A 22,187-nucleotide genomic window follows, 5' to 3' on the forward strand; every position below is an offset into this window, starting at 1 on the left:
CCTGTTTTTAATTCAGTAGGAACAATAAAATGTATAGAGGTGGTCTACTATGCGTAAAAAAGAAGATAAATATGATTTTAGAGCCTTTGGTTTAGCCATTAAAGAAGCTCGATTGAAACGAGGTTTAACTCGTGAACAAGTGGGAGCATTGATTGAAATTGACCCACGGTACTTAACTAATATTGAAAATAAAGGGCAACACCCCAGCATACAAGTTCTTTATGACCTTGTATCGTTACTTCATGTTTCCGTTGATGAATTTTTCTTACCTGCTAATAACTTGGTAAAAAGCACCCGACGATTACAGATAGAGAAATACATGGATAGCTTTACAGACAAAGAACTATCCTTAATGGAATCTTTAGCCAGCGGTATCAACGAAGCAAGAAACATCGAAGACTAATTAAAAGAATCCATACATAACGGAAAGAGCCGATAAAATGAGATTGTATTAATCTCATTTTATCGGCTCTGCGTCTTTGCGTCTGGCTCTGTAATCACAGTTACTTTGAACTGCTTTATTTCAATTAAATTTTCTTGTCTGCATTTCGGACAATAGAGGGGGAATTTTTTTAATTCAGTATCTTCCCTTATCTTTAATCGTGTTTTATTTCCACATACAGGACACAATATCCACTTGTAGTTTATAATAACTATCTCCTCCTTTACACTTTAATTCAAATCTTTATTAAAAAATATTTCATCTTATTTAACAAGAAACCATATTTATATAACAACATAAAATACACTAAGTTATTTTATTGAACATATATCGTACTTTATCTATCCGACTATTTGGACGACGGGGCTGGCAAACAGGTTCACCGGTAGTAACATGGTACCCTTTTAACTCTGTTAAACAAACACTACGTCCATTTGTAAAGAAAGTTAAATCACTACGATATTCTTGAATACACCGAGCAGGGATTTCTCCACTAAGAATGACCTCATTATTTTTCAATTGAGTGTCTACGATGTTCGCACAATATTTAGGAGCATCGTTGTATGCTCGTGAAAGATATTCCTGTGGCGCATAAATTTTAAAACTAAGATATGGCTCTAACAATTCTGTTCCAGCTTTTTTTAAGACTTGTTCCAATACAATAGGAGCAAGCATCCGAAAATCTGCTGGGGTACTAACAGGGCTATAGTATAAGCCATACTTAAAACAGATTTTACAGTCCGTCACATTCCAACCATACAATCCTTGTTCACAGCCATAGCGTATCCCCTCCATAACTGCATTTTGAAACGATTGATTTAAGTATCCAAGAGAAACCGAGCTCTCATACTGTACTCCGCTCCCTAATGGAAGCGGTGCTACAGATAGACCAATGGAAGCCCAGAAAGGATTCGGTGGAACTTCGATGTGAATGGTATACTCTGCTTTTTTTAACGGTCTTTCCATATAAATGACTGTAGGCTCTTTTATTTCTATCTCCACATGATACTTTTCTTGCAGCAGAGCACAAGTCACTTCCATTTGTACTTTCCCTAAGAAAGAAAGTATGATTTCATGTGTCGCAGAATCCACATAATATCGCAGAAGCGGGTCACTGTCGGAGATTTCTAAAAGTGCATCAAGTAACATTTCCCTTTGTTGAGGTTTGCTCGGTTCAACAGTCGTTTGCAGCAGAGGGAGGGGATTTTCAATTCTCTCTCTCTGTGGCAATAGCTTTGTATCTCCAAGAACACTATTTAACTTCAAAAACTCATTCTGCAAAATAACAATTTCCCCGGAATAAGCCTTATCGATTTTACATAATTCACCATTTATTGAAGTATACATTTCTGTAATTTTTATTTTTTCCTTTTCCGATATTCTAACCGAATCTCGCAAATGCAGTACGCCACTATAAAGACGTATATATGCAAGACGCTGTCTTTTTTCCGAATACTCAATTTTGAAAACTTTTCCGCAAAGTTCAGACTGACCTCGATGTGTTGATGAATAAAATTTATTCGTAATCACTTCTATAAGGTTATCAATCCCTATATTGTTTTTTGCACTTCCGTGATAAACAGGGAACAGGGAACAATTATGAAATCTTATGCTTTCCTCTTGTTCGAGTTCTAATGCTTCCAATAATTTCCCAGACGTATATTTCTCCAAAAGGTAATCATTTCCTTCTATTACCATATCCCATTGTTCAGATTCGGTAAAGTTCATTACACGCATATTAGGATGCAGTTCTACCTTCTGTTTGATTACAATTTCCGCAGAAAGTTTCTCTTTAATATCCTGATAAACCGTTGATAAATCAATTCCATTTTGGTCAATCTTATTGATAAAAAAGATTGTGGGAATACCTATTTTCCTAAGTGCATGAAACAATATACGAGTTTGTGCTTGTACGCCATCTTTTGCAGAAATCAGTAGAATTGCCCCATCTAATACTGATAATGAACGATATACTTCTGCTAAAAAATCCATATGTCCTGGCGTGTCTATGATGTTTATCTTAGTATTTTTCCACTGAAAAGAGGTTATCGCCGTCTGAATTGTAATTCCTCTCTGACGTTCTAAAAGCGTATTATCCGTTTTCGTTGTACCTCTGTCCACGCTTCCTAATTCTGTAATCGCTCCACTGTTATATAATAAGCTTTCTGTTAAGGTAGTTTTTCCCGCATCAACATGAGCTAAAACTCCAATATTAATAATTTTCATGTGATTTTCCTCCATTCAAAAGCCCAAAAGGGCATAAAAATCCCAGTGATAAATACTCTTATCACTGGGATTTTTATGCATAACCATAGGCATATAAAGCATACAGATATTCTCCGGATACTTTAGAATCACATGATAAAGGTATTCTTAAACTGGGTACAAAAAACTAAGCCCTCCTAAAAAAGGACATCCAATTATTTGTTCCCACTATCAAATTGACAGTTTATTTAAGAATACCTTGCCGCATATTTATTAACTCCTTTTAAATAGATACTTAAATAATAGCACGTAAGAGCATATTTGTAAAGGAATCTCCAATTTTTTATCAAAGAGAGTACGTGATTACAAAATAGCTGTAATAATGTACCAATATTTGTTATTCTATAATCTTCCAATTACTCCCGTTCTTTTCAAGTACCAAATCAAATTGAGATACCTGCGTTGCTTTGGTCTGCTGGTCGATATACTCCACTGTCAGCGATACCGTGACTTGATTATCCTTACGATTGTGAATAGGATTTACCAGTTCTTGAAAGATGTACTCTTTTCCGATTGGTTTTAATATCCCGTCATTCACATAGTAGGAAAGTTCACTGGCTGTCGCTGTAGGATAGAGCTTGAAGAACGTCGTTAAAAACTCATTGATTTCATTGGTTGTAATGGAATCAACCGTCCCCTCACTTTCAATGGCTTTTGGTTTATAACTTGATTTCTTAGGTATGTTGGTAATGGTCGGATTCTTAACCAGTACCATATTTCCAGAACCATCTACATAGACACTCACTATATAAGCAGAGTGGACGGTCTTTGTATTTTCTCCCTCTGTAATGAGCTGGTCTACACTGTAGGTTACATTAAACTCATTGTCGCCAGTTGGCTCTACCGTCCATATCTGAAATCCTCTTACAGAAGACGATACAGGAATATCTTTGCGTACTGTATCAACATTGAGAGCTTGAAGTTCATCTGTCAGATAGCCTTTTAGACTTTCCATTCGATTATCAATGGACTTATCGGATTGCTCCCATGAATAGTAGACTTTCGCAAAGTTCTCTACAAAATTTTCTACATGATGAGTATCAACGTATTCCTTTTCTATGATAGTTGTTTCGTGAATAGTATGAGTATCTATAGCTGTAAAGTGCTTGAATATCGCAAAGCTGAAACTAAGCCCTAAAAGTACCCACAAGGCAATCACAACCTTTTTATGAGGATTGACCTTATAGTAGACACGAGGTTTCTTTTCCTTTGGTATCTGTTTTTCTTTATTCTGATTTTTTCTAAATTTCATCATTAAATCTTCCATTCTCATTGTTTGATTCGTCCTGCTCCCACTAAATGCTGTTGCCAGTAGGGGCTTGTTAAGTCGGCATAACCGATTGGGTCGCCTGCATGAAACATACGGTTATTGCCAAGGTATATCCCAACATGAGTAATATAAGAGCCAGCGTTATAGGTAGAATGAAAGAAAACCAAATCGCCAGCTTGTGCTTCCGATAGTGGGATATGCTGGGTCACATCATATTGCTGTTGTGCGGTTCGTGGTAAGTTAATTCCAGCTTTTCCATACGTCCATTGTGTCAGTCCGCTACAATCAAAAGAAGTAGTCGGGGAAGCTCCACCGTAAACGTATCGCCAGCCCTCATATTTCAGTGCTTCGTCCATGATGGCTTGTACCGTATCATCATCAAACTCTGTTGTGACAAGATACTGCGTTACCAGTTGCACATAAAACATATTGCCATAGTTGTATCGCCAGCCCCCATTGATAGGTATGGCTATGGGATTGGGGTAAGACACTTTTTCGCCACCTGAATACTCTTTTGAGAAACTTTGAGCCAGTTCAAAGGTATATTTATTTCCACGATTAGCCACATACCCTAAGAAACCACCACCATAATTGTAGGACTGGATAACCGATTCTAAATCTACACTGAGCCTTTCGCTACTGGCTAATAATTCACTGAAATACTTCACACCTTGCTTAATGGATTCTTCTGTACTCAATGAATTAGGTGGAAGACCGAGGGATTCCGAGGACTGCATAACATCTTCCGCAGTACCGCCCGATTCCACCTGTATAATCGCAAGAAGTATGTTGACATATTCTTCAACGCCATATTCTTTGGCATATTTTTCTACCATAGGCTTATGAGCCAGCACTTCTGCGGAAACATTCACACCTCCATAATGAATATTGGAAATTCCGCTGTCCTGTTCATCTGAAAATAAAATGGCAACAAACAGAAGCAGTGAGAAGACCATCAAGAATAATCCAGAACCACCAATCACTAAAGTTTTCAACTTCATGGTTTCTTACCGACTTTCTTAATGGTGGCGGTTTTGATTGGTGGTCTACTTCTTGTATTTTGTAGTGGTACTCTTTGAACAGTAGACGGACGTTCTTTTGTGATTGGACGTTGTGAAGTTCTATCTGCTGTAGTGGTTGAAGTTGCTGGCTTTTGAACGGTTTTTTCTTGAACGGTATTGCCTTGGCGTTCCACTTTTGGACTTGAAAAATCGGACTTAACTGCTGGACGCTCTTGTTTGGCTTGTTGAGATTCCTTATATGAAGTCTGAATATTAGACTGTTTTGAGGTCTGTTCATCATGATATTGTTCTTGTCTTGTAGTCGGTCTTTCATGAACAGAAGAAGCAGGCTGTTTTTTCTGTTTGACCTGTTCCATTTCAGAGCGACGCTTCGCAATGGTTTTTCGCCTTTGTTCCTGCTGTTCCTTGCGTCCACTGGCTCTGTCCGCTTTGGTTTGAGAAATACTACTGGTTAAATCACGGACATTCTCTTTTACTTTGGATTTTCCTTGATATACTGCATATCTTGCATTGGTCGGCAAATCTTTAACCTGTTCTTTCAAACCACTAGCAGTGTCTACCATTCTGTCTTTGGTATCAGCTACTGTACCGATGGTTTGACCGATACGTTTTCCAAGTGTTGATTTTTCCTTTCCGTCTGGTCGGGAGTGATCTGCTTGTGTCCTTGCAGAACTCCCCGAACCCGACTGTCCTTTTTTACCTGTAACAATGGCAGACCCAGCCCCTAGAGTAGTCATGGAACGTCCAAGTTTCCGCTGTAGACGGTGCATGTGAGCGTGCATAAGCATACGAGGTTTTCTCATCACACGACTTCCCACACTTTGAGAATCGTTACTCTGTAGAGAAAACATACTCATTAAATCGCCCAGCTTGAAGTAGATTCCTGCAAAGGTCACAATCTGTAGAAAAGCAATCAAAAAGAACGGATAACCAGCCGATAAGGTATAGAGCATGGTTGAAATACTAAATGCTGTCGTAATAATCAATGTGATTCCAGCTCGTGTCAAAATGGTATTAAAGAGCTTTGTTATGGCTCGTTTTGACATACCATCAAATGATGGAATCATGCTTAAAATAAAGCTCACAGGCAGAAACATAGCATAGATGATAAAAAGTACCTGCGAGAAAATCATGATTCCTGTTAATAGGAATACAAATATGGAAATCCCAATATTGAAGACAAATAGGAAGAAGACTGTACCTAAACGGTTAATGGTCTTTGTAATGGTTAGATTGGTATTGCTTCTGTCTTCAATTTCTTCCGCAACAATTTTTTCTCTGTCTTCGCCATTGTTGGAATCTGGGCTGGTGGAGAGCAGGCTTTCCACACGGTCAATACCGATACTTTCAATGTCTGAACTGTTGTATTGAAGCAGTAGCCACGGTTGCTGAACCTGTATGGAAAACAGGCTATCTCTGATTAAGTCCACGCTGTCCTTGCCTTGACTATCGGAATGGGGCATGACAATCTTCGTGCCAAGTGATAAACTGGCATTACTGATGTCTGATGAAAAGTCATTGATTTTTTTAATGTAGTCGGGAGCGTAGGCAATAAAGGAAGCCGATAGGATAAACACCAGCACAAAATTCATAATGGCATGAATTGCCTTTGTGGTTTCTCTCTTTATCAGTCCCGTATAGGCAACATAAACCCCAAGAACCAAAATCAAGAGTAAGAGGAATCCAACATAGAAACCCTCTGTTGAAAATCCGTTTGCACTCACACCAGCTAAGGTCTGCATATTCTTACCAATGGAATCTGCTGTAGCGGAAATGAAGTCTAAGGAATAGGCTTCCTGTACTAAGTAACCTGTCGCATTGGAAACATACAAACTGATTGTCCAAATAAAATTGGTAATGGCATATAGTCCATACATGACCTGTTTTCCAATCCCGTCCGACCAGTTCCACGGAAGCCAGCCCCAGCTATTATCCACATAAAAATCCAGTTGATAGTTTTCAAGTGGGTATCGGCTGTATTCATTTGCCACATTGACCGTATCATCTACCAAGCCCGCAGCTTGAACCACCGTTCCCAGCATGGCTAAAAGAAAAATGGCAATCACAAGTGTGAAAGCCACTGTCATTGCCACTTTACCTAGACGTTTCAGCGTCCAGTTTGATTTTATTCTGTTTACTATTGATGGTTTCACATTTACACCTCTTTTCGCACAGGTGGTCTGGTATCAAAGGCATGGAGCAGTTCTTCAAATACAGGGTGGAACTGTATCACACCGACACGACCATATAAATCACTGATAAGGCATTGCCCGTTTTCCAAATCACGCAATCGCTTCTGATTGTTTTCGTCCTCTGGGTCTACACCAAAAAAGGCTAAGGTCTTTTTAATCTCGTTAAGGTCAGTGGAACGAAATGCAAATTTTAAGCCGAGGTTATTTTTCAGTTTTTCATCTAAGAGGTCGTCTGTATTTTGGGTCACGAAATATACCCCAGCGTTCATAGCACGACCAGCCCGAACCAGCTTCATAGATAGTGTTTTTCCTTGTGCTACCTGTAAAAAGCTCCATGCTTCGTCTAAATCTACAATCTTGAAAATGCTTCGGTCTGTATGGATAAAGTCTAAAGCAAAGGTACTAATGACAATCAGCATAGCAACGGATAAAAGCTCCATAGTGGTATATTCCTCAAAGGAAGTTTCCTTGTCGGGAAGTACCAAGTCCGCAACCTGTATAATGTTCAGTTGTTTTTCTAAGCTGATAGACTGCTCCACATAACCATTACTGAATAATAAATGTGCAAAGTCATAGTCTGTAAAACTTTCGATATGGTCGGCTATACTGGTACTTAGTGGCGTATTCTCAACCCGTAATTCCTCAATCACTTTCATCAACCCTCGTACTTCACTATTGGTTACTGCACGAATGGCTTTTCTAAGGATTGGGAAGCGTTCCCCATCACGAGAGGAAATCCCCGTAAGGAATGTCAGAATATCAATAGCCAGTGATTCAGAATCTTTGGGATTTTTCATAATCACATAAGGGTCAAGTAAGCCTTTGTTTTTCTCATCAGAAGTCAGAGTGACGATATTGATTTCATGGGAAATCTCTGGCAAGGTTTCTTTCCATCTGCCACGTTCTGCTTTTGGGTCTACAATCACTGCTTGTGCCCCATAAAGCACCGCATAATAGACGATAAGGTTATTCGCAAAGGATTTACCACCACCCAGCGAACCAACAAAAGCCGACGCTAACGCATTGGTTACTGAACCCTTAACCCCTTGACTGGCAAGAGCAGGTTTCAGATAGACATTGCGTCCAGTATCTAAGCTGTAGCCAACATAAATCCCCTCATTTTCCCCCAGCATTTGAGTAGCACCAAAACCTAAACCAGCGAGGAAATCAGAGGTCACGTATTGAATATAATCATTCATATAACGCTTGCTGGCAGGTAAAAATTCTTCATGTAAGCCGAGCATATCCCCAAATGGTCGTACCAGTTTTACGCTTAAATCGTCATAAAAATCTTTCACTTCATTACAACGACGTTTGAGTTCGTCAAGATCATTTGCTGATACCCTTACCACATAAGACAGCTTGTACATAGATTCCTTGCTTTGGTCTAAATTGGTTTCCAGCTCATTCACACTTTCCAGAGCTTCCGCCACATTGGAGCTGGTTTCATTATCACTTTGCCAAGCGTGGTTATCCAAGTCTTTCAGTTCTTTCTTTTTATTGCGGACAGTAGATAGGGCTTTACGATTCGCTACAATTTCCACATTCATTGACGTATCAATCGGGAATGTAAATTGCTGTTGCTGGTAGTAGAAGATTTCAGAGGACGGGAAGTCCAGTTCTCCGACAATGCTGTTAATGGTAAAGTAAGCTACATAGACGGTTTCATCTTCCTGCTGGATTTTCAAATATCGCTGTTTTTCTTCCACCAAACAGCGAGTAGGCTTAATCAAGTCATAGTATTTAATCAGCGTTTCATTATCCAGCTTTTTCTTTGATAGATGGTACTCATACTCTTCATAGGCAGTGCCTGTCTGTCCGTAAAGGTGTTCAATCAGATAGCCGAAGTCGTCCTTATCTAACCTGCGGATTTTGAAACGACGAGAGATTTTATTTTCTAAGAGCTTTTCCATCTTCTGAAAACGCAGGATTTCATCATTACTCATACTAACAAAATCGCCCATCAGCTTATGGTTCACATCATAGACAAAATCAGACAAAGCATTTTTTGCTTCAACGGTAAGACTTTTCATAGAAAACTCCTGATCGTTGAGAAGCAACTTAAAGCCGATAAAGAAACGGTAGTTCACTTGATTTTCGCCAATCATGGATATTAAAGCGTCTGTCTGTTGGTCGATTTTGTCATAGGCAACCGCTTTGAGCTTGCCAGTGACTTCATTTTTGGAACGCTCTTGTGCAGAACGTATGCTGGATTCTGTACTGATTTGTAAAGCATGAATTTTGCCATCACGATTTTGTGCGATAAGCTGTCTGAAAGAATCATGCACTTGTATTTTCTGTTCTGGACTTAGAAATGAGTAATTGTAAGGAACAAGCTCATAGTAAGCATAACATTCCCCGTCTTTATTCCAGACGAGATTGTTTTCAATGTATTTAATTGGATATGCCATAAAATTCACTCCTAACTGCTGTAATGGCTTCTTGTGGCTGGTTTCTGCCAAGCGTTACTTTTTTTCCTGCATAGGTCAGCTTTGGTCGCAGTGCATAAGCAATGACAGACTTCAAAAATCCATAAGGCTTTTTACCATCAAAAGTTTTTGTAGACATAAACCATGTGAAAGCCACAGGAATCCCAAAGTATTTGAGAAATGCTCCCTCTATCATGGAAAGAGGGGGCAAGTTGCCAAGTATCATCACTGCAAAGAGTGACACGACAAACCATGTCATTTGCGTAAAGGTTATGGGAAACGGAAGTCTAAAATCATTGATAGAATACAGTACCTTTTCCACAGACCAGATACTGGTATAGCTTCGTATTTTCTTCATGTAATCAATCCTTTCATAAAAAATAGGGGTAGCTGATTGAGCCACCCCGTAAAATAGAAAATCTGCCAGTAGTAATGTACCGACAGATTTAATAGACGATTTCAAAAATCCCATGATTGGTTGAGATAAACGTTCCTGAAAGGTCTAAATCCCGACCATAGGCTTGATAATCAATATAGTTTTGAAGACTAGCTGGTACTTCGCCTAAAGCACCCGTTTCTTCAATGTAGTAGCGTGCCACGTCATACATATCATCACAATCGGAATGAATGATAATATCCTCTTGATGTTCGCTTAGTTCTTCAATGCTTGAAAAATGAGTGAGCAGAGCAGATAGCTCCGATTGTAATTCTTCGGGTAATTCCGATACCATTTCCCATAGTCGATTGAGTTCGCCAATGGAAGTGTATTCGTCAACCGTAAAGGGTAACTCGTAGTCATGAATGGCGTATTCCTCATATTCATCATTCAAGCCGATTTTCTCTTTGACTTCCTCAAAGTCAATGGGAAAGGTAAACCACGCACCGACCAATTCGCCCTCATTGTATTTGCCTAAATTCGCAATATAGACTTGCATATCGTCCATATATTCACGTCCTTTCTTTGTAGAGATTCAAAAATCCCTACCGCACTTCGTTTGGTGTACCATTCCTTTGCGGAACATAAGAAAACCACTTATATTCCACAAAAGAACGGTTTTATTTAAGCACCAATAATGCGATTGAATAGCTCTAGTAAAATGTCTTTTACTCCAGCAGCGTTGAAGACTAAGCCAACCGCAATAATCGCAATAATTAAAAAGCCAATCAGTTTGCTAAACTCACGCTTGAAGCCAAGATACAAGCCAATCACAACGATTGCTAAAAGCACCAGTGATTGAGCGTTTGATAGAAACCAGTTATAAAGGTTTTGTCCAAAATTCATAAAAATGTTCTCCTCTCTATATTCAATGAATTTGTATTTGAGTTATTTTTTTGTTGTTATCACGTCCTGTTCTTTTACTGACTGTTGCTTCAAAATCTGCTTGTGTCGGTCTGTCAGTTTCGCATGGTCGAGAATGTCTTTTACAACCTGCGTCTGGTTGATTTCATCAAGTTTAATCGCAACCTTTAAGGTCGGGGCAACTTGATGAGATAGCCAGTTCAGCGTCCTTTGGAAGGAGTAAGGCTCTGGTTTTGTGGTTAGTTTTAATCGTTCACGATTGTTCCCAATAAACCAAGCCCATTCTTCATTCAGTTTCCAATCAGAACGAGGTTTGGAATCGTCTTTATCTACAAAACGGATATACCGATTGATAATTTTAAAGGCGGTATGCTCTGGATTGTCATAGACGAGTAAATCACGGACTGCATAATAGGCACGCTCATTTTTCAATCGAATCTCAAAACGGTTTTTTACTTCTGCGTCTTCAATGGGAATATCATTTTTCTTGTACTGCTCGTAGTCCTTTTCATAGATACAGAAATAAACTTCACTTTGTAATGAACCGATATAGAGGGTGTTTCCCATACATTCCTTTTCCTCTTTGCGTACCAGTTCGCCACTGCGATAGCTTTTAAAACTGCGGAAGACGGAGATACATTCTTCCTGTTGGCACTTTTCAGTGAGTACAGGGATATTCAAAATCCCTGTCTTATCGTTAATGGCAAGGTCAAGGCGTTTCATCACACCGCCAGCCACCAAAACGTCCATAAAGAACTCATACCAGCTTCTTTGTTGTGCCAGAAGATAGCTTTCAAATTGTCTGCACCCACGACCTTTCAATTCCACCAGAACTCCTTTGTCCAGTTCATGGGAGCAAAGGACGAATATGTCGCCTAAAGCATAATGCTCTGAATAAGAATAGAAACCATAGTCCTCATGAAGAAAATAGGACAGTTTCAGTTGTAAGATGTTTTCGACCACCTGCTGTACGTCTGTTGTCGGAAAGCGAATCCTTACATAATCAAACAGCATTTCAAGGGGAGCGTCGGGATTGAAGCGTTCCAGAGCTTCCCAAAGGGACTGCTGTAAATCCTCTGATGGCTTGACTTTTCCTGTTTCAATATCGCTTAGATACTGCCTTGTAATACCAGTCGCAACAGCTAAACGGTTTTGAGATAGTCCATAAGCCAAGCGTTTTTCTTTTAAATGCTGTAACCAAGTTTGTTCATTCAGTAAAAATCCCTCCAATCAAAAAGGCGTATGTCAACTTTTAAAGCCCATTTGACATACGCTGAAATTTTGTAAATCCCTTGTAACCAAAGGATTTTCTAATGTTTTTTTGACTGTTTCCTGTCGATTTGTACCCCCCTGTTAGATACGGGGGGTTAAGTGCTGGCGTGGCTATTGCCACACCAGCCAGCAAGATCAGTCCACACCTGCGACTTCCGCTTCGCACGTCGCCTGCGTGGACTGTCTGCTGTTGGATAACTTTTTAATTTCCTCCAAGAAATCATATCCTTTTGGTACAAGGGGAGTATAAAACTCTGATATGACACTTGTTCCTACATCAACATAGCCACGACCTTTGATTCGCTTTAAGAAGAAATCCTTTTGTACGTCACTGCCAAACATCATGCCATAGCCCATTTCAGACATACGACCTAAAGCCACTCTGAAATTAAACTGATCACGGATTCCGTCGCCTAAATATTTTGCGTCTGGACGTTGACAAGCCAGTATTAGAAAGAAGCCAGCTTGACGACCTAACATGACAATCTGTTTCAGCTTATTCATAACTGCGGTGTTTTCTTTTGTTCCCAGCATTTCCATGAAAGCGACGTATTCATCAAAGATTAAGAAGTGTGCCGGGAGACCTAAGTAAGCATAATTTTTGCCAGTCTTATAGTTCTTCATCTGCTTCATTTCCTCACTACGTTTCATCATTTCTTCATAGAATGTTTCAATGCAAGAAAGCAAGTCTTCTTTTCTATAGTAGACATTTGCCATCACAGAACCTAAGTCCGCAAGGTCAGCATTTTTCGGGTCAAGAATATACAGTTTTGAATCTGTATGAAGCAAGGCTTCAATCAGTGTCAGTATAAAGTAAGTTTTACCGCCACCTGTACCACCAGCAATCAACATATGAGGGAGCTTATCATATTCCCACCATACGTTTTTCATTAAGCGAAGTTTACCATCTTTAGCTTCTACTTCATCAATAGAAATACGACTGGCTATGGTGTCATAGAGCAAAGTATATTCCACATAGGAATCCTTTAACTCTTTATCCGTCAGCTCACAGTACAAGCCACTCTCTAATTTCTTTTCCAAGTGTAAGAGTTGGTCTTGATATTTTCCCAGCGTGATTTCCACCCGTATCTGTATCAAGCCATTTTTAAGTCGATAATACATTTTAGGGAAGTAGGTTATCTTTTCCTTTGTACGACCAGCACTATCTTTAAAGAAACCCTCTGTTTTGACCTGTTCAGATTCATACCACTTGTTTTCAAGTATCATCTTTGCCAGTTTTTGACGGTGGTAAAGTTGTTTAACCGTATCATAGCGAACCCGTTTGAATACAAACGCTACCAGCAAGCAGATAAGAATTGCGACACTGAAACTGATAATTAAATAGGGAATGTCAATCTTATCTGCTTGTGATAGGTTAAAATCCTGCCAGTTGATCTGCTGGATTGTCTTCACATGAAACAGTCCGACAACCAGCAGGAAAACAGGCAGGAGTGACGCTATCGTAAAATGAAAGACTAAATCTTTACCAGATGGGCGAATCCTTTTACCACGCTGTTTCATGCGAAAAAGTCTCCTTTCTACCTAGCGACTATTTGTCTTGTGTCGGTTCTTTCTTTGCTTGTGGTTGAGCTTTGAATGAACTAGAATCCTTTGTCAGCACAATATCGTCTGCCTTGATATACCAGTCAACATCTGCTCCTTGATAGGTGGCAGTAGCAACGGTGTCCGCAATGGGATTGATAAGTTCCACCCGTGCGTTATAATCAAACTCTTTCAAAGGCACGCTGGCAGGAATACTTACTTGAATCATGCGTCCTTGTCCTTTGGATTTTAAGTCATAGGTACGTTCCTTGATTTCATCTGAAACCGACCCGTCTTCATTTTGGATTCTCACTTCACGACGTAGAGCAGAGAATTTCAATTCTCCAAAAGTCGTGTCTTTATCTAATACAATGCCATTTGCTAATCTCATCATTTTTCCTCTCTTTCTTTATTCTTTTATCATGTCGTCAGCATGTAAAAGGTAATTTGTAAAACCACGAGTGCCGATTTTGTAGCCCTCTGCGGTAATACGTGGATTGACTAACTTCACACGTTCCTCAAAGCCGAAATGTTTTTCGCCAGCTTCAGCAGGAAGCACCACCACAATATCATCTGCTCTTTGAACATCAGAATAGAGATTATAGCTTCTTGATAAGACAGTTAGCCGTCCGTTGATTCTTCGCTGAACGACTTTATCCTCGCCAGCAAATTCTAAATTGCCGAATGTTTTTTCCATGTTGGGAATCACAAATTTAAGTTCCATATTTTTACCTATCCTTTCTTTTTTATTGGCTGAATGAATGTTTGATGGTCTTAAAGAGTGGGGAACGACCTTTTGATTCTTGATTTTTTGTTTTCATAAGTTCACTTCCTTTCAAAATCGGGTAAAAAAATAGACACCTCATTTTTTGAAGTGTCTACCTATTAAATATTCAAATTTTATTGGAAGTATCTTTATATCTTCACTTTTCAAGGATAAATCGTCGTATCAAAGCTCATTCATAAGTAGTAAATTAGTAGTAAATTGAGTGGTTTTGACCTTGATAAAGTGTGATAAGTCCAGTTTTTATGCGGATAACTAGATTTTTATGCTATTTTTATACTAAAAAAACTTCTATTATATATCAAATACCTATACCAATTAATATACTTTCACAACCAATTAGTTTACTTTCACAATAATTGTATATAATATATGTATAAACCCTATAAAATTCAAAATAAAACTCATTTTTCTGTATATAACTTTCACAAAAGTATTGTGTAATTCCCCAAAAGTTATAAAATAAGAGTAATGTTATATAGAATTGAGGAATACCATGAGACCTACCTATTTGACCATAAATACAAGTCTCGTTCGCGAGAATTTGCGTAAAATTAAAGATAGTTTACCTGAATGGAGTACGTCTACAGCTGTCATCAAGGCCAATGGCTACGGCCACGGCAGTGTTATGATGGGTCGTATTGCCGTGGAGGAAGGTTACGAATCCTTAGCCGTTGCTATTCCAGAGGAGTCCGTACCACTTCGCAATGCAGGTATTATGGTACCTATTTATTTATTAGGACTCACAAGGCCACAATCCTTTGAACTTGTGGCAGACACTAATTCGATTCCTGCCGTTTGTGAATCTACCGACTTGGAATCACTCAATAAAGTAGCTGATAATCACGACATGATTATTCGCGTTGCTGTTGCCGTTGATACAGGCATGCATCGCATCGGTATCAAGCCTGAGGATGCCATTGAGTTTATCAAACGCATTGAGTCCTACGAAAATTTGGAAATAGACGGATTCTTCTCCCACATGAGTAATGCTGATGCGGCGGATCAAACACATGCCCATAGCCAAACGCAAAAATTTCATCGCATGGTAGATGAAATACGAGCATTCCGTCCAGAAGCGGATTACCGTTTCTCCCTCGCCAACAGTGCAGGTCTTTTATCTGTCAAAGATAGTCTATTCACAGATGCTCGTCCTGGTATTATTCAATACGGTATCATGCCATCTCTTGATGTACCAAATCGATTGGGCTTAAAACCTGTTTTATCTTTCCATAGTGAAGTTGTTCATGTACAACATATCCCTGCTGGCGAAGGCATTGGATATGGATCTACCTATATCACAACTGAGCCAATGACAATTGCTACTATCCCTGTAGGCTATGCGGATGGCTACCCTCGTAGTTTATCCAATCGGGGCACCGTACTGATTCATGGCACTCGTTGTCCCGTAGTAGGTCGTATTTGTATGGATCAATTCATGGTTTCTGTTCCAGATACAATCACGGTAAAACCTGGCGATAAGGTGGTACTTCTAGGGTCTCAAGGTCATGAAAGCATTTCTGCTTTAGAAATTGCAGCCCTTGCTTCTACAATTCCTTATGAAATCTTTTGTGGATTCTCAGAGCGCGTACCACGACAATATATTTAATCTATGTAAAATAAAGAAAGCCCGTATCACATGTAGAAGTCTACATGTGATACGGGCTTTCTTGCTCTCCTATACCCAGCGTGCTGTAAAGCAGTTACGTTCTTATTGTGAGAGAGAGTATATATACCAAGTATATAATCTTATGATTCGGAGGGAACCACAATTCATAAGGGGCCCTCTGAACGATAGATGGCATAGGAGAGAGTCAATGTTTATCTATCCAATCCAGAGGGCTGTGTGTAATTGTTTATTGTGTGTGTGTTGTTTATTGTGTGTGTTTTTGTGTGTTTTATGTGTTGTGTATGTGTGTGTAAGTGTATTTATGTTATGTGTGTATAGTTTTGAGTGCTTAGTGTTCGTTTTTGAAAGGGTTTGCTTTACAGCGCTATAGAATAGGAGATCAACTTATTTTGCTACCGTCCCTGTTTTAGCATCCAATACAACGGATATCGGTTTATTTTGTGCATCATGGAATTCTATGGTATATAGTGGTTTACCATTTTGATTAGCAAGAGACCACGCATTAATACCAGTTGCTACCTTGCCAGACTGTACGAAAGCTGCATTAATTGCCACATGTGGAGGTATTACTGTCCCAGCATCAATAGCACTAGCTTCCATAGATGCATCATATGCTTTAGGAGTACCATCCGTTACATTACCAGTAGCCACATCTAGAGTCATAGAATGAGCACCACTAGTATTAAAACCAGCTACTTCATAGATGGCAGTTTTACCTTGAGTTTTGAAGGATACATTAGTGATTTTGGAGTTTCCAAATTTACTTTCGAATTGGTCAATTAAATAATTAGCACCAACTACGAAAATACTATTTTGGTCTACTACGCCTTCTTGCTGATTGGTTGTGCTAGGTTGTGATTTTCTACTTTTAGAGTTTTTTTTTCCTCTTTAGTAGGCTCTTCTTTATCAGCCTTTTTTTCGTCTTTCACAACTTTTACTTTAGGCGCTTTGTCTACTGCAGCTTTTTTAGTATTTTTAACTTCTTTATCATGCTTTGCTACAGATTCTGATTTTTTATCGCCACCGCGTACTACTCTTGTTTCACTAGGAGCTTTAGCTACAGATGCAGTTTCAATAGTAGGAACTGCTGCTGCAGGATTTTCTGTACTAGGTACTATAGTTTCTTGAGCTACTGGTGTTTTAACATCTTGTGTAGCTGTTGGAACTGGTGTAGTATTACGAACTGCTGTACCTACTTGATTACCGTCTGCCACAGGAGCTACCGGAGTTTTAGGTGCAACTGCAGTAGTAGCCACATCTGGAGCCACCGCTGTAGTAGGAACTACTGGATCAGTAACTGGTTGTGCTGGAGTCGCTGCACTCGCTGTTTCTTGTGTAACAGGCATTGGAGTTACTGGTTCAGCTGCGGTTACAGCTACAGTGGCACCAAATACGCCAGCCACTGCTAAAGCAATACTACTTTTTAAAATAGATTTTTTCATATTGTCCTCCTTATTAATTCATTTACATGCAACTTTACGCATGTATATTTCCAGTCAACTCAATGTCATCATGTAAGTTCCAAAACATATATCTAGCATGGACTTGTAGATATATAGCTTGGAAATTTCAGATATACTTGAGTTTGTCTTTCGACTGGTACACATACTATCGACAGTCTATGAAGTCAAAATGTAGAAGCACTGTTAAAAGCTTATTTTATAGTGAGTTTAGAATGAATTTATATATAATTCCTATGAAATCCTATGGGATTTACTTTATACTTAAAAATTCCATGAAAAACATATCAAAAGCCGTTTATCCCATATATAAGGGATAAACGGCTTCAAAATATACGTATCGATATCTAAAATTTCACATTCATGAGCAAACTTTCACAAAAAATGTCTCAATACTAGTTATTTTTTTAAGAAAAATAGTATTAAGGCATTTAATTATTATATTCAGAATAAAATAACTAGGCACTATTAAGATATAATAACTAGTCAATCATATATTAATCGTCAAATTTAACAGATAGCAATTTACCATTCATTGCATCCATACGCACATGTACTTCTTTATTATCTGCTGTACCAAAGCTAACTTTGTAGACAATTTTACCTTTATCATAGCGCACAGCCCATTCATTAAGGCTCACAGCTTTACCTTTTGTTTGGGCGTAAGCAAAGTTCACCACAGCTGCAGGCGGTAAGATTTCCCGAGGATCAAACGATTTTTTCTTTAGTGATTTATGGAAGTCCCCTTCGCGCTTTTCAAAGATTTGATTAGTAGCATAGATATACGTTAACTCATACTTGCCAGATTCATCAAAACCTTCAACATCATACTTAATTTGACCTCCATCCGCATCAAAGGCGATTTCCGTAATTCCTGCATTTGGATGATTTTGGATAAAGGCATTTAATAAACCATTAGCGCCTACAATCGCCGCATGGTTGCCATCAACAACTGCCACAGTTGGCTCTACAGCTACTAAAGGGGCTGCACTTGCATTTGGCATGCCAAATGCCGCTGCCAAGGCCAATACAAGGCTACCTTTTACAAAAAATGATCTCATTGGTTCCTCCATATCTCAAACAGTTATCATAACAATATATATACAATTATACACTAAATCAACGCGGTTTATAATCTTTATTTATATAATTAGTGCATGTACCTACGCCCTATGATACAATGCACATAGATTCATTTTTGTAACTACATGTGAGCTAACTATGATTTCAATTTACCCCACTATATATCACGCATTTCAATGCAAGGCCGATCAATGCGAAAATACATGTTGTCAGCTGTGGACCATCGATATAGATGAGCCTACTGCTAAACGTTACCATGCTATGACTGGCTCTCTTGGTGAAAGCTTACGCCAAGCCATCACTGTTGATGATGAAGGCAGTCATTTTATCTTTTCTAAAGCACAACCTATGTGTCCCTTACTCAATGAAAAAGGTCTATGCAAGGTAGTTCTTGAATTGGGAGAAGAAGGACTTTGTGACACCTGTCATATGCATCCACGCTTTTATAAATACATTGAAGACTTAGAACTATGTGGCGTTGGATTATCTTGTGAAGCTTCGGTTGAACTATTGGCCCGACAAGAACCAATGGACTTACTCCTCTTTATAATTGAAGATGACCATAATGAATTCAATTCTGAGGAGCGATTAACACTCCACAATGTTTTTGAATTATTAGCCTTTGATTTAGATCCTAATCTATTCCAATATACGCCAAAGCTCTCAAAGCAATCTTTCAAAGAACTATTAGACCTATATAAACAAACGGAACCCATCGATGAGAATTGGACAGCACAAGTTAATACATTATCTAGTAAACTAGACCAACTCATCGCATCCGTACAGACCTATATACAGCATGAAGATATGAGCCTATTTAACAAAGTGTACCAATATATATTGTATCGCCAAATCGATATGCTATCAGACTATTCCTTGGAATCTATCTTAGCCTATGCAAAGGAGGGTACTGACTATATACTTATAGCCAGCGCATTAGAGGGACAACCCTTAAAGCAAGTTGCAAGATGGTCACAACAAATCGAATACGACGAAGATAATGTGGCGCTATTATTACAACACTACGAAGCCCAACTTATTATAGAGTGAACAAAAACCGCAAGATATTTATCTTGCGGTTTTTAATTCTTATCATAATACATCATTTGAAAATGGTATGAACAAAACGGATCCATTGAGGTAATACAGAGACAGATAATAATGCCACAACAAACATAACAATATAGGTTTTAATAATACCTAATTCAACATAACGTCTCATTAATTGGGCTACAATGAACACGGCATAATACTGGCTGAACATCGTAATAAGATAAGCCATATCCCCTACATATTTTTGAAGAGACAAAGAGAAAAAAATAATCCCTAGTATATGAATTAATACTAAGACAACCGTGCGAAGTGCATTTGTATAAGCTAATCCATATATATAATTGCGCAATACCCCATCATAAGTACCACGACCACCTAATAAAACAAGTAAGCGCCATATAACAAATGAACCGATGATAATTTGAAAAATTAAAAATACAGAACTTGCTAAAATACTAATTACATCAAAATGAGTTAACCCAGTAATCCGTTTAATCCCGAGCATTGGAGATATAACTTTCACCATAAACGGTAAGCTATAGGTCATTATATATAATACAATAGTAGATACGACTAGATTCAGAATGGCTCTTGTATGAGATCCATAATTGATAATATTCTGAAAAGATTGTTCGCTAAGCCTGGTAAATAAATGCAATATATCCTTATACCATGTCATAAATGCTCCTTTTAGTTTAAAACTAGTAAAAAAGGACGAGCCATGTCTCGTCCTAGATATATCATATGTATTTTATCGAGTCAACATATAAATCCATTCAAACACGTGTGCTACCAAAAGAGCAATCAACATTAGAATCAAACCTTCATAAGGGGTCCCATTAATACATGCTCCCACAATACGTCCCATAGTTTGTAACAATAATACGGTACTTAAAACACATAGCACAATCATACAGAAGCCAATGATTGCTTGCAGTATTAATGGTACCGAAGTTAAAATCAGCATAATCCCTGCTGTAAAAGTAATCAATGCCACAACAAGTTGAGCAAATGACATGATATGCAAAATACCGGTTGTAACAGTTCGAACATAAAATTTACGCTGTTGAGCAACCGCATAAACTATAATGATACATGCCATAAAAATAACTTTTCCGATTACCCATGCAAAGCGACCCATATTCCAAAATTCTCTAGGACTACCCATCTGTTCCAAAAAAAGTTGTATTTCATGTTGACCTACTGGAAGAGATAGCGATTCCCACCTTACTAATAACGAAGAATTGCGTATAAACGCACGTATAGCATCTAAATATACGCCTTCACCTACAATAGTAAATTGATAACATATGAGTGTTAATAGCAGCATTCCTATGAGTTGCCCATAGGCAATATCAAAGTGATACATACGAGGATTATTCTCTTCAATAGGGTTTAATAAACGATAGATAAACTGCATTAAACCCACCATCATAGGTATCACCACCTTTTACACAATATACATACACAACATTTAAGTTTGAATACTATAACATACAACACACAATAAGGAGCTATAAAAAATAGTTCCTTTTCATTTTCCGTTCATCATTATAGCACAAAACAGACATCTTTTCATACTTTAATTATCCTAATGGAATGGGTCCTTCGGGGCCCTTTTCCCTTATAAAATACAGAAAAAGCTATTAGCAGATTATATATAATCAGCTAATAGCTTTTTTCGTAGTAAGGGGTATTTTGTTACAGCCCCTTTCATGTTATGTAATTATCTGGAAGTAGCAAGTACTACCATGCCAATCAAGATACCTAAAAGGATTACAGGAATCAAACTCGTAATAATAGAAATACCAAAAGTTGCTAAACGGGATTTATTAATTTGGCGACTCAACAATGTTAAGCATACCCAGAATGTATAGACTGCAAAAGCTATCGTTGCGAATATAATAATAGTTATCCATACAATACTACCTACTATAGAGTCAGGATTAGAGCCTAGTAGCAACAAAAATGGCAATGATAGTAATAGGAAGCCAATGAAATATACTAAGCCCATAATCTGATTATAAGCTTGTTCGTACCACATGATTTTTAACACAGACTCATATGTAGTATGGGCATCAAATTTATTGGCGACCCAAGAGAAAATCGCAGAATAAATAGCAATACCAATAAAAGCAAATAGCAAGCCAACCGCTAGGCCTAATATACCGGCCCCAGAAAGAGCCGCCGCACCAGTAAGTGCAACACTAAGTTTATCCACAAATATCATACTCAAAAAAGTAGGTAGAATATTTGAAAATACGAATGCCACCAATGCCAAAGCTACTGTAGCATAGAACCCTTTGCGACAAGATCCATGCTCTACAATCTGTGGAATACCACGTTTAAATGGAGCTACCACAAGTTGCCAAATATCTGAATACCATTTTGTTTCCATAAAACCTCCAAAACACCTATATCTATCTAATTGTAACACAAACTA

23 protein-coding genes are annotated in these 22,187 nt (G+C 38.4%); 3 read left to right on the forward strand and 20 right to left on the reverse strand.

All coding sequences use genetic code 11. The features are described 5' to 3' along the window. The first annotated feature begins 49 nt into the window (after positions 1-49). Positions 50-403, forward strand: coding sequence for a helix-turn-helix transcriptional regulator (locus tag ACMKPP_RS03610; RefSeq protein WP_001227347.1), 354 nt, complete (start codon positions 50-52; stop codon positions 401-403). A gap of 59 nt (positions 404-462) precedes the next feature. Here ACMKPP_RS03610 and ACMKPP_RS03615 read toward each other — a convergent pair whose 3' ends face one another. The 14 genes from ACMKPP_RS03615 to ACMKPP_RS03685 all read right to left on the reverse strand — a co-directional run bounded on the left by ACMKPP_RS03615 (position 463) and on the right by ACMKPP_RS03685 (position 14,458). Then, entirely contained in the window at positions 463-630 is a 168-nt protein-coding gene (locus ACMKPP_RS03615) for a cysteine-rich KTR domain-containing protein (protein ID WP_000336323.1), read from the reverse strand. A 118-nt stretch (positions 631-748) separates the two neighbouring features. Continuing rightward, positions 749-2,668: a tetracycline resistance ribosomal protection protein Tet(M) gene (gene tet(M), locus ACMKPP_RS03620; RefSeq protein WP_002414694.1), complete on the reverse strand. Its 1,920-nt coding sequence runs from the start codon at positions 2,666-2,668 to the stop codon at positions 749-751. Positions 2,669-2,683: 15 nt separating this feature from the next. Next, on the reverse strand, positions 2,684-2,770 hold the full coding sequence (locus ACMKPP_RS03625) for a tetracycline resistance determinant leader peptide (RefSeq protein WP_472725475.1): 87 nt from the start codon (positions 2,768-2,770) through the stop codon (positions 2,684-2,686). 274 nt (positions 2,771-3,044) lie between these two features. Then, positions 3,045-3,980 (reverse strand): conjugal transfer protein, encoded by a 936-nt coding sequence (locus tag ACMKPP_RS03630; RefSeq protein ID WP_418369294.1) that lies wholly within the window; start codon positions 3,978-3,980, stop codon positions 3,045-3,047. Next, complete coding sequence (locus ACMKPP_RS03635) at positions 3,977-4,978, reverse strand: bifunctional lytic transglycosylase/C40 family peptidase (protein ID WP_000769868.1); 1,002 nt, start codon at positions 4,976-4,978, stop codon at positions 3,977-3,979. The genes ACMKPP_RS03630 and ACMKPP_RS03635 overlap by 4 nt, the downstream gene beginning before the upstream one ends. Next, the gene (locus ACMKPP_RS03640; RefSeq protein WP_000804748.1) at positions 4,975-7,152 is read right to left on the reverse strand and encodes a CD3337/EF1877 family mobilome membrane protein; all 2,178 of its coding nucleotides are present in this window, start codon (positions 7,150-7,152) and stop codon (positions 4,975-4,977) included. The genes ACMKPP_RS03635 and ACMKPP_RS03640 overlap by 4 nt, the downstream gene beginning before the upstream one ends. A 2-nt stretch (positions 7,153-7,154) precedes the next feature. Then, positions 7,155-9,602, reverse strand: a complete 2,448-nt coding sequence (tcpF, locus tag ACMKPP_RS03645; RefSeq protein ID WP_000331160.1) for a conjugal transfer ATPase TcpF — start codon at positions 9,600-9,602, stop codon at positions 7,155-7,157. Further along, positions 9,586-9,978 (reverse strand): conjugal transfer protein, encoded by a 393-nt coding sequence (locus ACMKPP_RS03650; protein ID WP_000723888.1) that lies wholly within the window; start codon positions 9,976-9,978, stop codon positions 9,586-9,588. The genes tcpF and ACMKPP_RS03650 overlap by 17 nt, the downstream gene beginning before the upstream one ends. A gap of 88 nt (positions 9,979-10,066) precedes the next feature. Then, positions 10,067-10,564, reverse strand: coding sequence for an antirestriction protein ArdA (locus tag ACMKPP_RS03655; protein WP_000342539.1), 498 nt, complete (start codon positions 10,562-10,564; stop codon positions 10,067-10,069). Positions 10,565-10,680: 116 nt separating this feature from the next. After that, positions 10,681-10,902 (reverse strand): hypothetical protein, encoded by a 222-nt coding sequence (locus tag ACMKPP_RS03660; RefSeq protein WP_001009056.1) that lies wholly within the window; start codon positions 10,900-10,902, stop codon positions 10,681-10,683. A 42-nt stretch (positions 10,903-10,944) separates the two neighbouring features. Then, complete coding sequence (mobT, locus tag ACMKPP_RS03665; RefSeq protein WP_000398284.1) at positions 10,945-12,150, reverse strand: MobT family relaxase; 1,206 nt, start codon at positions 12,148-12,150, stop codon at positions 10,945-10,947. A 177-nt stretch (positions 12,151-12,327) separates the two neighbouring features. Next, on the reverse strand, positions 12,328-13,713 hold the full coding sequence (locus tag ACMKPP_RS03675; protein ID WP_000813488.1) for an FtsK/SpoIIIE domain-containing protein: 1,386 nt from the start codon (positions 13,711-13,713) through the stop codon (positions 12,328-12,330). A gap of 28 nt (positions 13,714-13,741) precedes the next feature. Further along, on the reverse strand, positions 13,742-14,128 hold the full coding sequence (locus tag ACMKPP_RS03680; protein WP_000985015.1) for a YdcP family protein: 387 nt from the start codon (positions 14,126-14,128) through the stop codon (positions 13,742-13,744). 15 nt (positions 14,129-14,143) lie between these two features. Next, positions 14,144-14,458 (reverse strand): YdcP family protein, encoded by a 315-nt coding sequence (locus ACMKPP_RS03685; protein WP_000420682.1) that lies wholly within the window; start codon positions 14,456-14,458, stop codon positions 14,144-14,146. Positions 14,459-15,014: 556 nt separating this feature from the next. Here ACMKPP_RS03685 and alr point away from each other — a divergent pair. Continuing rightward, complete coding sequence (alr, locus tag ACMKPP_RS03690) at positions 15,015-16,127, forward strand: alanine racemase (protein WP_279009193.1); 1,113 nt, start codon at positions 15,015-15,017, stop codon at positions 16,125-16,127. Positions 16,128-16,532: 405 nt separating this feature from the next. Here the strand turns inward: alr and ACMKPP_RS03695 are convergent, their stop codons facing one another. From ACMKPP_RS03695 to ACMKPP_RS03705, 3 genes are all read right to left on the reverse strand, one after another. Further along, positions 16,533-16,811, reverse strand: a complete 279-nt coding sequence (locus ACMKPP_RS03695; RefSeq protein ID WP_004697959.1) for a PepSY domain-containing protein — start codon at positions 16,809-16,811, stop codon at positions 16,533-16,535. A gap of 158 nt (positions 16,812-16,969) precedes the next feature. Continuing rightward, complete coding sequence (locus ACMKPP_RS03700) at positions 16,970-17,590, reverse strand: ribonuclease E (RefSeq protein ID WP_279009195.1); 621 nt, start codon at positions 17,588-17,590, stop codon at positions 16,970-16,972. A gap of 515 nt (positions 17,591-18,105) precedes the next feature. Further along, on the reverse strand, positions 18,106-18,669 hold the full coding sequence (locus tag ACMKPP_RS03705; protein ID WP_004693970.1) for a PepSY domain-containing protein: 564 nt from the start codon (positions 18,667-18,669) through the stop codon (positions 18,106-18,108). A 160-nt stretch (positions 18,670-18,829) separates the two neighbouring features. On the opposite strand from ACMKPP_RS03705, the gene fliB reads away from it, so the two are divergent. After that, on the forward strand, positions 18,830-19,741 hold the full coding sequence (fliB, locus tag ACMKPP_RS03710) for a flagellin lysine-N-methylase (RefSeq protein WP_279009199.1): 912 nt from the start codon (positions 18,830-18,832) through the stop codon (positions 19,739-19,741). A gap of 52 nt (positions 19,742-19,793) precedes the next feature. Here fliB and ACMKPP_RS03715 read toward each other — a convergent pair whose 3' ends face one another. From ACMKPP_RS03715 to ACMKPP_RS03725, 3 genes are all read right to left on the reverse strand, one after another. Next, positions 19,794-20,423 carry a hypothetical protein gene (locus tag ACMKPP_RS03715; RefSeq protein ID WP_279009201.1) on the reverse strand — a complete coding sequence of 210 codons (630 nt, stop codon included), beginning with the start codon at positions 20,421-20,423 and terminating at the stop codon, positions 19,794-19,796. 72 nt (positions 20,424-20,495) lie between these two features. After that, a complete protein-coding gene (locus ACMKPP_RS03720; protein ID WP_021147683.1) occupies positions 20,496-21,179 on the reverse strand; it encodes a hypothetical protein in 684 nt (227 codons plus the stop codon). A gap of 291 nt (positions 21,180-21,470) precedes the next feature. Further along, entirely contained in the window at positions 21,471-22,142 is a 672-nt protein-coding gene (locus tag ACMKPP_RS03725) for a hypothetical protein (RefSeq protein WP_128114167.1), read from the reverse strand. Between the last annotated feature and the right edge of the window lie 45 nt (positions 22,143-22,187).

The sequence above is a fragment of the Veillonella parvula genome (assembly GCF_048309325.1).
Taxonomy (GTDB): Bacteria; Bacillota; Negativicutes; order Veillonellales; family Veillonellaceae; genus Veillonella; species Veillonella parvula_T.

Bases quoted from the DNA above. Each gene is read 5' to 3' on its own strand.
- ACMKPP_RS03685 (WP_000420682.1), bottom strand. From the start codon at position 14,458: ATGGAACTTAAATTTGTGATTCCCAACATGGAAAAAACATTCGGCAAT.
- ACMKPP_RS03705 (WP_004693970.1), bottom strand. From the start codon at position 18,669: ATGAGATCATTTTTTGTAAAAGGTAGCCTTGTATTGGCCTTGGCAGCG.
- ACMKPP_RS03655 (WP_000342539.1), bottom strand. From the start codon at position 10,564: ATGGACGATATGCAAGTCTATATTGCGAATTTAGGCAAATACAATGAG.
- tcpF (WP_000331160.1), bottom strand. From the start codon at position 9,602: ATGGCATATCCAATTAAATACATTGAAAACAATCTCGTCTGGAATAAA.
- ACMKPP_RS03610 (WP_001227347.1), top strand. From the start codon at position 50: ATGCGTAAAAAAGAAGATAAATATGATTTTAGAGCCTTTGGTTTAGCC.
- alr (WP_279009193.1), top strand. From the start codon at position 15,015: ATGAGACCTACCTATTTGACCATAAATACAAGTCTCGTTCGCGAGAAT.
- ACMKPP_RS03700 (WP_279009195.1), bottom strand. From the start codon at position 17,590: ATGAAAAAATCTATTTTAAAAAGTAGTATTGCTTTAGCAGTGGCTGGC.
- ACMKPP_RS03625 (WP_472725475.1), bottom strand. From the start codon at position 2,770: ATGCTTTATATGCCTATGGTTATGCATAAAAATCCCAGTGATAAGAGT.
- ACMKPP_RS03630 (WP_418369294.1), bottom strand. From the start codon at position 3,980: ATGAGAATGGAAGATTTAATGATGAAATTTAGAAAAAATCAGAATAAA.
- ACMKPP_RS03650 (WP_000723888.1), bottom strand. From the start codon at position 9,978: ATGAAGAAAATACGAAGCTATACCAGTATCTGGTCTGTGGAAAAGGTA.
- fliB (WP_279009199.1), top strand. From the start codon at position 18,830: ATGATTTCAATTTACCCCACTATATATCACGCATTTCAATGCAAGGCC.
- ACMKPP_RS03660 (WP_001009056.1), bottom strand. From the start codon at position 10,902: ATGAATTTTGGACAAAACCTTTATAACTGGTTTCTATCAAACGCTCAA.
- ACMKPP_RS03715 (WP_279009201.1), bottom strand. From the start codon at position 20,423: ATGACATGGTATAAGGATATATTGCATTTATTTACCAGGCTTAGCGAA.
- ACMKPP_RS03635 (WP_000769868.1), bottom strand. From the start codon at position 4,978: ATGAAGTTGAAAACTTTAGTGATTGGTGGTTCTGGATTATTCTTGATG.
- ACMKPP_RS03725 (WP_128114167.1), bottom strand. From the start codon at position 22,142: ATGGAAACAAAATGGTATTCAGATATTTGGCAACTTGTGGTAGCTCCA.
- ACMKPP_RS03695 (WP_004697959.1), bottom strand. From the start codon at position 16,811: ATGACTCTAGATGTGGCTACTGGTAATGTAACGGATGGTACTCCTAAA.
- ACMKPP_RS03680 (WP_000985015.1), bottom strand. From the start codon at position 14,128: ATGATGAGATTAGCAAATGGCATTGTATTAGATAAAGACACGACTTTT.
- ACMKPP_RS03675 (WP_000813488.1), bottom strand. From the start codon at position 13,713: ATGAAACAGCGTGGTAAAAGGATTCGCCCATCTGGTAAAGATTTAGTC.
- ACMKPP_RS03720 (WP_021147683.1), bottom strand. From the start codon at position 21,179: ATGATGGTGGGTTTAATGCAGTTTATCTATCGTTTATTAAACCCTATT.